A 9,091-nucleotide genomic window follows, 5' to 3' on the forward strand; every position below is an offset into this window, starting at 1 on the left:
TTGTGCCACACCTTCTTTTCCGCCATTTGCATCGCTGCCTTTGTCACCTTTTATATTTAATGAGTCCTGAACCTAGGTGGCGCAATGGCGGCACAATTCATTTGATTTCAAGAAAAGCGGTTTCTCCATTTATTTGGTGAAACCGCTTTTCTCTTACGTACTCTTGGTGCCCGGAGCCGGGCTTGAACCGGCACGGCCAGAGGCCGAGGGATTTTAAGTCCCTTGTGTCTACCAATTCCACCATCCGGGCATTATTGTCACAGCGGCGGGTGGGGCCGTCGCGGCATGCGACGCGCCGGCCTTCAGTGCTCATCCTCCGCAGCGTCTGTGGCGTCCGTCGCGTCGGAGGCGGCGGGCGCGCGCCAGGTTTTCAGCCCCTGGGGCGGGGCGACAGGAACGGGGCGTTCTTCCTCCTGCCACTGGCCGGGCTGAATCCAGTAGACATGAAGAGCGGCCAGGCTTTTGTCCACACACAGCAGACGCCCGGTGACGCCGCGCGGCAGCAGCGCCGCCGCCTCTTGCGCAATTTTGCGGAAGACGTAAAGCTTGTACGCTTCAAAGACGCACTGGCACATCAGCGCGTCGCCCAGCGGCGTAAAGTCCAGATGCGCGGCTCCGGCCCGCTGCAGAAGGGCTGCCAGCCCGGCGGTCAGCGTGTTTTCCGCATCCAGCAGTTCTTCGTAGGTCAGACTTTCGTCGTAATTGAACTGCCCGAAAATTTCGCTGCGATTCTTATCCATAGCGGCCTCAATCTGCCGGTTTTATATGTCAAAGCCCGGCATTAGGCAACATGGCGTCTGGTTTGGGGCATATGCGCTTTTGATGCTGCTTCTGCAGCAACAGCCTTGCATCAGACGCTTTTTCCAAAAGGCGCATGACGCTCTGGTCTTGCCGCCGGAAAGAGGTTATACGCGGAACAGGCCGCCGGCGCGGCCCTGCCTGAACTGGAGGAACCATGCGTTTTCAGGATGCGTGCATATTGGCGTTCTGCCGTCTGGGCGTGGCCGGTCTGGCCCCCAAGGCCCCAGGCACCTGGGGCACGGCCCTGGCCTGCCTGCTGGCCCCTTTTCTTTTTTTGCCGTTGGGCATGGGCGGGCGGGTTCTGCTTTTGCTGTCGCTTTTTGTACTGGGCGCGCTGGCCGCCACGCGCGCGGAAAAACTGCTGAACCGCAAAGACCCCGGCGAGGTGGTCATTGACGAGCTGGTGGGCGTCTGGCTGGTGCTGCTGCCTTTTGCCGATCCGGGCTTCTGGCTGGCGGCCGCGGCTTTTGGCTTTTTTCGCATATTCGATATTGCCAAACCCTGGCCGGTGCGCGCTTCCGAGCGCTGGTTGCCGGACGGCTTTGGCGTCATGCTGGATGACGCGCTGGCCGGATGCTGGGCGTTGCTCTGTGTGGCCGCCCTGCATGGAATCGGGCTGTTCTGACGCCAAAAGACGGGAGCGGCGACCGTGTTGCGGGCGCGCTGAAAAGGCCGGCGCAAAAGCCGGAAAAGCTTGCGGAAGGGGAAGCGCCGCGCCCGGCGTTTTACTTCATGCGATAAGTGATGCGGCCGCGTGTGAGATCGTAGGGGGAAAGCTCCACCTTGACGCGGTCGCCAGGCAGGATGCGGATATAGAATTTGCGCATTTTGCCGGAAATATGGGCCAGCACTTCGTGGCCGTTTTCCAGTTCCACGCGGAACATGGCGTTGGGCAGGGCTTCCTGCACCACGCCGTCAACTTCTATGGAACCTTCCTTAGCCATAGAACCTCCATAAAGAAGACATACAAACGGCAAGCAGTTTCACAAAAAAGCCCGCGCCTGTCAAGCCGCGCCATCGCACACGACAGGGCGGGGCCCGTTTCCGTCTCTCGACGCCGCGCCTTTCTTCCGGCATACTTCTCTCAGTCTCAGCCTCACCCCAGTGGAGAAAATCATGCTCAGCGTGTTCGACCTTTTCAAGATCGGCATCGGCCCCTCCTCGTCACACACCGTCGGCCCCATGCTGGCGGGCAGGGCCTTTGCCGAAGAACTGCGCGCCAGAGGGCCGCTGCAAAACACGGCCCGCATTCAGATTGACCTCTACGGTTCCCTGGCGCTCACCGGCGAAGGGCACGGCACAATGGGCGCGGTGCTCAGCGGCCTGGAGGGGGAAGAACCACACAGCGCGGATCCGGCGCGTCTGGCCGGGCGGGTCGGCGCGCTGCGGCATGACGCGGACCTGCTGCTGGCCGGCCAACGGCCCGTGCCCTTTGTTTATGCGCGGGACATGCTGGCGCACAAGGGGATGTTCCTGCCGCGCCACCCCAACGCGCTGACGCTCACGGCCTTTGACGCCAACGGCGCAAGCCTGCTGAACAGGACATACTATTCCATCGGCGGCGGCTTCATCCGTACCGAGGAAAATTTTGACGCGCCACAGGAGGAATATCCCACGCCGCCTTATCCCTACGCCACGGCCGGGGAACTTTTCGCCATCTGCGAACGGGAGGGCAAAAGCATCGCGGAGATTACCCTGGTCAACGAGTGTTTCTGGCGTTCCGAAGCGGATGTGACCGCGCGCGTGGCGGGCATCATCGCCACCATGCGCGCCGCCGTGGAACGTGGCTGCTGCACGGACGGCGTGCTGCCCGGCGGCTACAATGTGCAACGCAGGGCCCCCAACCTGCTGCGCAAGGTCAGCGCGCTTCAGGCCGCGGGCCGCCGCGACCTCAGCCTCTGGCCCATGCTGTACGCCTTTGCCGTGGCCGAGGAGAACGCATCGGGCGGTCGCATCGTCACCGCGCCCACCAGCGGCGCGGCGGGCGTCGTGCCCGCGGTGCTGATGTATTATACCAACTTCTATCCCCACGCCACGGAACAGGGGCAGCGCGACTTTCTGCTCACAGCCGGGGCCATTGGCCTTTTTTACAAGCTGAATGCCTCCATTTCCGGCGCGGAAGTGGGCTGCCAGGGCGAAGTGGGCGTGGCTTGCTCCATGGCCGCCGGGGCCTACTGCGCCGTGACCGGCGGCAGCGTGAAACAGGTGGAGGCGGCCGCTGAAATCGGCATGGAGCACAATCTGGGCCTGACCTGCGACCCGGTGGGCGGTCTGGTGCAGATTCCCTGCATTGAACGCAACGGCGTGGCGGCGGAACGCGCCGTGAACTGCGCCCAGCTCTCCCGGCTGGAGGACGGTCGCCAGCGCGTGGTTTCGCTGGATAAGATCATCGAGGTCATGTACCACACGGGCGTTGATTTGCAGGCCCGCTACAAGGAAACCTCGCTGGGCGGGCTGGCCCAGGCCATCGGCGAGGCATACAGGGGCTGAGCGGGCCTCCGGCGGGGGAACAAAGGGCAGGGCGCCAGCAAGCCTGGTTAATAGACCACGCTGTACGACATGACCTCTGGACGGTGGAAAAAGAATTCCACCCGTCGGTTGACGGCCCTGCTTTCCTCATCGATGCCCGGTTTGAGCGGACGCGTATCGGCGTAGGCAACGCCGCGCAGGCGAGTGTGCTTGACGTCGCGATCAGCCAGATAGTGCAGCACCGCCGCCGCCCGCGCGCCTGAGAGCTCCCAGGCCGAGGCATAGGGCGGCTGGGCTTCGCTGCTGTCGGCATGGCCGCGCACCACCAGGTAGAGATTGTAGTCTTTCAAAACCTGCAAGACGCTGTGGAGCACCTTTTCGCCTTCAGGCAGAAGCTCCACGCTGCCGGGCTTGAACATGACATCGGAATTGATGCGCAACTGCACGCCCACGTCGTCGGCGCTGATGCCCGACGAATGCTGCGGCACCGCGTCGGCCATGAGCATCTGCTTGATTTTCTGCGCAATGGCGTAGTGGGATTTTTCCACCTCATTGATTTTGAGATCCCTGGTGTCGATCTTGTCGGTGTTCTGGATAAAGGGATTGTTGGACACCGGTGAAGTGGAACTGGAATCAAAGTTGCGCTCGCCGTTGAAATAGGCCGCCAGCCCGGCTTTGGTTTCCGGCGGAACCATGTTGAGCACCCAGAGCAGGAGAAAAAAGGCCATCATGGCCGTCACAAAGTCGGCGTAAGCGACTTTCCAGGCGCTGCTCATATTTCTTTCCCTCTGACGTTTACCGACGCGAATAACCGGCGCGTATGCGGCCAGCGGCGACGCAAAGTCGCCGGACAATCCCGAAGCGCGCCGGCCTAGTGTCTAACCGCAAAAATTCCGCGAAGAATTCCACGAAGAATTTTTGCGGGATCGTTGGCGAAAAACGTGGTTTTTCGCAAATGAAGCCGGCCACGCCGCCGCAAAACCCTTGCGGGTTTGTAGTGTCTGCCTTTGCAAGCAGCCACTAGCCGTTCTTGAGTTTTTCTTCCATCTCGGCGAAGTTGGGCCGGAAGGGATAGGGAATGGCCCGGCGGCCGTATTCCACGGCGATCAGCGGTGTGGAACCGCGAATGGCGGCGGCCACGGCTTCCTTGATGGAATGATAGTAAAAATGCTCCTCGGATACAAAATTTTCCAGCTTGGCGCCCATAGGGCCAAACAGGCCATAGCAGCAGAGAATACCAAAAAATGTGCCCACCAGAGCCGCGCCGATGTAGTGCCCCAGAATTTCCGGGGGTTCGTTGATCTTGCCCATAGCCAGCACCACGCCCAGCACGCAGGCCACGATACCCATGCCCGGCATGGATTCGGCCATATGGCTCACGGCATGGGCGGGCAAAATGCCTTCCTCGCGCATGGTGGTAATGTCCACATCCATGAGGCTGTCGATATCCGCCGGGTCGCCGGTGGTCAGATAGACGCGCAGGGTGTCGCCGATGAAGTTGACCAGCCGGGTATCCTTGGACACATTGGGATATTTGCTGAAGATGGGGCTGGATTCAGGTTTCTCCACGTCGCTTTCAATGCTGATGACGCCTTCGCGGTGCATTTTGGAAAAAAGCGCGTAGAGCAGGGTCAGTGTTTCCAGATAGCGCGACTTGCTGGAGCCGGGGTCAGCGAAAAGATGCTTCAGGCTCTTGACGATCAGGCCAAACGTGTATTTTGTCTGGGAGCCGAAAAACGCGCCCAGACCGCAGCCCAGAATAATGATAAATTCCGCAGGCTGGAAAAGCACGCTCCATTCGCCGTGGGACAGGGTGTAGCCGGTAAACACCGAGACCGCAACGATGGCAAGACCAATTAATAGATACATACTCCGCCGCCTGTAAGCTCAATCCTGATCTGCAATTTCGCCGCGCCGGAAGCTCGCCCGGCGTGGAAAGTTTGTTCATGCTCCATATGAAATCGCTTCCGCAAGGAGGAACAGTCTCCTGACGTTCTCAACGGCCGCCCGGAAGAAATCTTTAGCCTTTCGCTGAGAAAAGGCAAAACCGGCGCATTATCGGCGTTGGCGCGACATGCTGAATGTTATTTGCCGAAAAGCCCGCGCACCAGTCCGCCCGTGCCGTCCAGGCCCTTTTTGACCGCGCCGCCCACACCCTGCGCGCCGTCCTGAACCATGCCTCCGGCGGTCTTGCCGCCGTCCAACAGCGCGCCGGGCAGTTTGCCGGCCATGTCCAGGGCGAATTTGGGATCAACGCCGTAAGAAATATTGCCGAAAGGCCCCCTGACCACCACGGGAATGGTCATGCCCAGGGTTTTGACATCCGCCGCGGCGTCCAGATATTCGCGCGACAGGCTGACCCGGGCGCGACCGGAGGCGTTGAGCCCGGCGGAACTGACCGTAACGGGCTGGGCCGTCACGTCGCCATTGCGGGCTGTGAAGGGCACGCGCACAAGGTCAAAGCGGTCGGGCGCCACACCCTTTTTGCCGGTCAGGCCCGGCACGTTTTTGGGCAGGGACGACATAGCGGCCAGATGCATCTGGCGCACTTCAAGCAGCCCCCGACCGTTGAGCCCGGCCAGCATGGCCCTGGCGTCGACGCCGCTCGCACTCAGCTCCGCATCCAGCGCGGCCATGCCGTCCACCGGGCGGCCCTTGCCCAGGGCCTCCAGAAGGCCGCCCACATTGACGTTGGCGGCCGTGGCCTTGAGGTTGTATGCCTGGGCCGGCAAATCCGCCACGGCCGATCCCCTGATGTCGCCGCCGCTGCCCAGAGCGGCGCTCAGGGAGGTAACGGCATACCGGCCTTTCTCGCCTTTGAGAATGAAGGCGATGTTTGTGACGCTGAACTTGCCCTGGCGTATGCCTGACAGGGCCGCGCGCAGATTCACCGAGGGCAGGCTTTTCACCGCGTCGGCGCTGGGGGCCCTGTCGGCGGCGGGTTTGCCGCCGGCCCTGACGGGGGCTGGCGCGGCGCTTTTGCCGCTTTCCGGCGGGGGCAGGTAGGCATCCAGATTGATCATGCCGGCCTGAATGCCGCCGGATACCGCCAAAGACGCGCCCAGGCCCAGGCTCAGGTCGCCGCGCAGAGGAATGTCGTCAAGCTGCATGACGATCTGGCGCAGGCGCAGGCTGTCGCCCGTGTATTCCAGAGCGCTCTTGAAACTGAGAACGTCATTTTCCACAGGCTTGAGCTTCTGCCCGACCAGGGCGGCCAGCTTGCGGGGCGAAGCTTCCAGACTCGCGTTGCCCTTGAAGGCCGGGGGCGTCAGCGTGGCTTCGCCGCCGACGGTCAGGCGGGCTTGCGGCGTGGTCAGGCGGGCCGTGGCCAGGCGCAGACTGCGGGTCTGGAGGTTGAGCGCGCCTTCACAGATCAGTTGGGCGGGGCCGGCCTCTTTGGGCAGAAGGCCGCGCAGCGGGGTGAATGTCAGGGAAATCTGGCGAAAGGTCAGATGCGGCGCGTAATAGCGCAGCTTGGCGTCCAGCGCCAGGTTGCCGGCCAGAACGGTTTTCTGGGCATTCTCCCTGAAATCAAAGGCAAAATCGCATTGCACGCCGGCTTCCTCGCGGCGGCGCAGATTTTCCACAGAAAGGTTGAGATTTTCAACATGCAGCGTCGCTCCCTGCGCGTCGACATAGCGCACTTCGCCCTGCCGCACCACCAGGCGCATCAGTTCCACAGGCAGCTCGTCGGAGGGCGCGGCGGCCGGGGTCTGGTCTTGCGGGCCCTGTTCACGGGGCTGATCCGGTCGCGCCGGGGCGGGGGCCACGGCCTTGCCCTCGCGCATTTCCAGCACGGGATTGTCCAGACGCACCTCACGCACCACCAGATTGCCGGAGAACAGCGGGGCCAGCTCCAGCTCCACCATGCCGCCTTTGACGGACACGGCAAGCCCCTGGCCGTCTTTGACCTCGCCCCAGTCCGCCTGCCCGAACTTCACGCCGGGCGGCAGCAGTGAAAGGCTCGGCGCGCTGGCAAAAATCAGAGGCTTGCCCGTGGCTCTGGCTGTGGCGTCGGCAATCCGCCTGACCACAAATTGCGTGTCAATGCGGCCGAGCAGCACGGTTCCGGCCACGCCCAGTGCAACAACGATGCCCAGAATCCAAAGCAGAACTCGTTTCATGCGGCCTCCGCGTGGATGGTGCAAGCTTTTCCCGTGGTTTAATATACGCTATGCGGGCAATGCCTGCAAGCCGCCTTGCCGCGGCCCGCGCTTGTAGGGTAAGAAGAAGCCCATGCGATCCCGCCCCCGTCCGCCGGCCCTGATGTTTCAGGGCGTCTGCTCCAATGCGGGCAAAAGCCTGCTCACCGCCGCGCTCTGCCGCCTGCTGGCCCGCCGGGGCCTTCGCGTCGCGCCTTTCAAGGCCCAGAACATGGCCCTCAATTCCTTTGTGACCGACCAGGGGGAAGAGATGGGTCGGGCCCAGGCCCTGCAGGCCGTGGCCTGCGGCCTGCCCGCCGACGCGCGCATGAACCCGGTGCTGCTCAAGCCCACCTCCCACACGGGTTCCCAGGTCATTGTGCTGGGACGGCCCGTGGGCCGCATGCGGGTAGGCGAATACCTGCGCTACAAGGCTGAGGCCTGGAAGGCCGTGCGCCGCGCCTACGACGAATTGTGCGCCGGTATGGACGTCATGGTGCTGGAAGGCGCGGGCAGCCCGGCTGAAATCAATCTCAGGGCGCACGACATAGTAAACATGCGCATGGCCCGTCATGCCGGGGCGCGGGTGCTGCTGGCGGCGGACATTGACCGGGGCGGGGCCTTCGCGGCCCTGGTGGGCACCATGAGCCTGCTGGGCCGGGCCGACCGGGCGCGCGTGGCCGGATATGTGCTGAACAAGTTCCGGGGAGACGCCTCTCTGCTGGAACCGGCTCTGACGGCGGTGAGCCGCCGCACGCGCAGGCCGTTCCTGGGCGTGGTGCCCATGCTGGAGGATCTGCGTCTGCCGGAAGAGGATTCCGTAAGCTTCAAGCTGGGGATCACGCCGGGCCTGGGCGCGGCGGAAGGGGGGGCGGCCCGCGCGCCGGATTGTCTGGATGTCGTGCTGGTGGATCTGCCCCATATCAGCAACTTTACCGATGTGGACGCCCTGCGCGCCGAAGCGGGCGTGCGCCTGCGCGTGGCGCGGCGCGGCGACGACCTGGGCGCGCCGGACATGGCGATTCTGCCGGGCAGCAAGAACAGCATCGCGGATATGCGCTTTTTGCGGCAATCGGGCCTGGCCGCGGCTCTGCGCGACTATGCGCGGCGCGCCCTGAGGGAAGGGCGGGGCGTGCTGGCGGGCATTTGCGGCGGCCTGCAAATGCTGGGGCGGAATATCGCCGACCCGTTGCGCCTGGAGGAAGGCGGCAGCGAGCCGGGCCTGGGCCTGCTGGCCCTGACCACGACCCTGGACGGCGTCAAGCGCCTGCGCCGGACACGGGGCCTGGCCCTGGCCGCGCTGGCCGGAGAGGAGCGGGCGGTAACGGGCTATGAAATCCACCACGGGCGCAGCGAGCCTTGCGCCGCGCAAACGAGTCCGGCCCTGACGCCGCTCATGACCGACCATGCCGGGCAGACGCTGGGCTGGGGCCTGCTTGGGGCCGACGGCGCGGCGCGGGTCTGGGGCGTCTATCTGCACGGCGTGTTCGATGCGGACGACTTTCGGCATGCGCTGCTTAACCGCCTGCGGCGGGATCGGGGTCTTGCGCCGCTTGCGGGCAGCGCCTATGGTCTGGGGCCGGAGCTGGATCGCCTGGCCGACGTTGTGGAGGCCAGTCTGGATATGACGGCTGTCTGCCGCCTGCTGGAGCTCTAACGTCCACTTGCCAAAATAGACG

Annotated in this window: 8 protein-coding genes and 1 tRNA gene; 3 read left to right on the top strand and 6 right to left on the bottom strand. The window is 63.5% G+C overall.

Annotated features, from left to right (window positions below):
- Window positions 1–164: 164 nt before the first annotated feature.
- A tRNA-Leu gene (locus ACQRA4_RS12970) sits at window positions 165–250 on the bottom strand.
- A 52-nt stretch (window positions 251–302) separates the two neighbouring features.
- Window positions 303–740 carry a hypothetical protein gene (locus ACQRA4_RS12975; protein ID WP_427823484.1) on the bottom strand — a complete coding sequence of 146 codons (438 nt, stop codon included), beginning with the start codon at window positions 738–740 and terminating at the stop codon, window positions 303–305.
- Window positions 741–955: 215 nt separating this feature from the next.
- Here ACQRA4_RS12975 and ACQRA4_RS12980 point away from each other — a divergent pair, with 215 nt between their 5' ends.
- A complete protein-coding gene (locus tag ACQRA4_RS12980; protein ID WP_427823485.1) occupies window positions 956–1,426 on the top strand; it encodes a phosphatidylglycerophosphatase A family protein in 471 nt (156 codons plus the stop codon).
- A gap of 100 nt (window positions 1,427–1,526) precedes the next feature.
- Here the strand turns inward: ACQRA4_RS12980 and infA are convergent, their stop codons facing one another.
- Window positions 1,527–1,745: a translation initiation factor IF-1 gene (infA, locus tag ACQRA4_RS12985; RefSeq protein WP_006008898.1), complete on the bottom strand. Its 219-nt coding sequence runs from the start codon at window positions 1,743–1,745 to the stop codon at window positions 1,527–1,529.
- A 172-nt stretch (window positions 1,746–1,917) separates the two neighbouring features.
- Here infA and ACQRA4_RS12990 point away from each other — a divergent pair, with 172 nt between their 5' ends.
- The gene (locus ACQRA4_RS12990) at window positions 1,918–3,291 is read left to right on the top strand and encodes an L-serine ammonia-lyase (RefSeq protein WP_427823486.1); all 1,374 of its coding nucleotides are present in this window, start codon (window positions 1,918–1,920) and stop codon (window positions 3,289–3,291) included.
- Between the two features lie 47 nt (window positions 3,292–3,338).
- Here ACQRA4_RS12990 and ACQRA4_RS12995 read toward each other — a convergent pair whose 3' ends face one another.
- The 3 genes from ACQRA4_RS12995 to ACQRA4_RS13005 form a co-directional block, all read right to left on the bottom strand.
- The gene (locus ACQRA4_RS12995; protein ID WP_427823487.1) at window positions 3,339–4,046 is read right to left on the bottom strand and encodes an OmpA/MotB family protein; all 708 of its coding nucleotides are present in this window, start codon (window positions 4,044–4,046) and stop codon (window positions 3,339–3,341) included.
- A gap of 244 nt (window positions 4,047–4,290) precedes the next feature.
- Window positions 4,291–5,139 carry a flagellar motor stator protein MotA gene (gene motA / locus ACQRA4_RS13000; RefSeq protein ID WP_427823488.1) on the bottom strand — a complete coding sequence of 283 codons (849 nt, stop codon included), beginning with the start codon at window positions 5,137–5,139 and terminating at the stop codon, window positions 4,291–4,293.
- 215 nt (window positions 5,140–5,354) lie between these two features.
- Entirely contained in the window at window positions 5,355–7,394 is a 2,040-nt protein-coding gene (locus tag ACQRA4_RS13005) for an AsmA family protein (RefSeq protein ID WP_427823489.1), read from the bottom strand.
- 112 nt (window positions 7,395–7,506) lie between these two features.
- On the opposite strand from ACQRA4_RS13005, the gene ACQRA4_RS13010 reads away from it, so the two are divergent.
- A complete protein-coding gene (locus ACQRA4_RS13010; protein ID WP_427823490.1) occupies window positions 7,507–9,069 on the top strand; it encodes a cobyric acid synthase in 1,563 nt (520 codons plus the stop codon).
- Window positions 9,070–9,091: the final 22 nt, after the last annotated feature.

The sequence above is a fragment of the Desulfovibrio sp. SGI.169 genome (genome assembly GCF_050313595.1).
In the GTDB taxonomy this organism is placed as follows: domain Bacteria; phylum Desulfobacterota; class Desulfovibrionia; order Desulfovibrionales; family Desulfovibrionaceae; genus Desulfovibrio.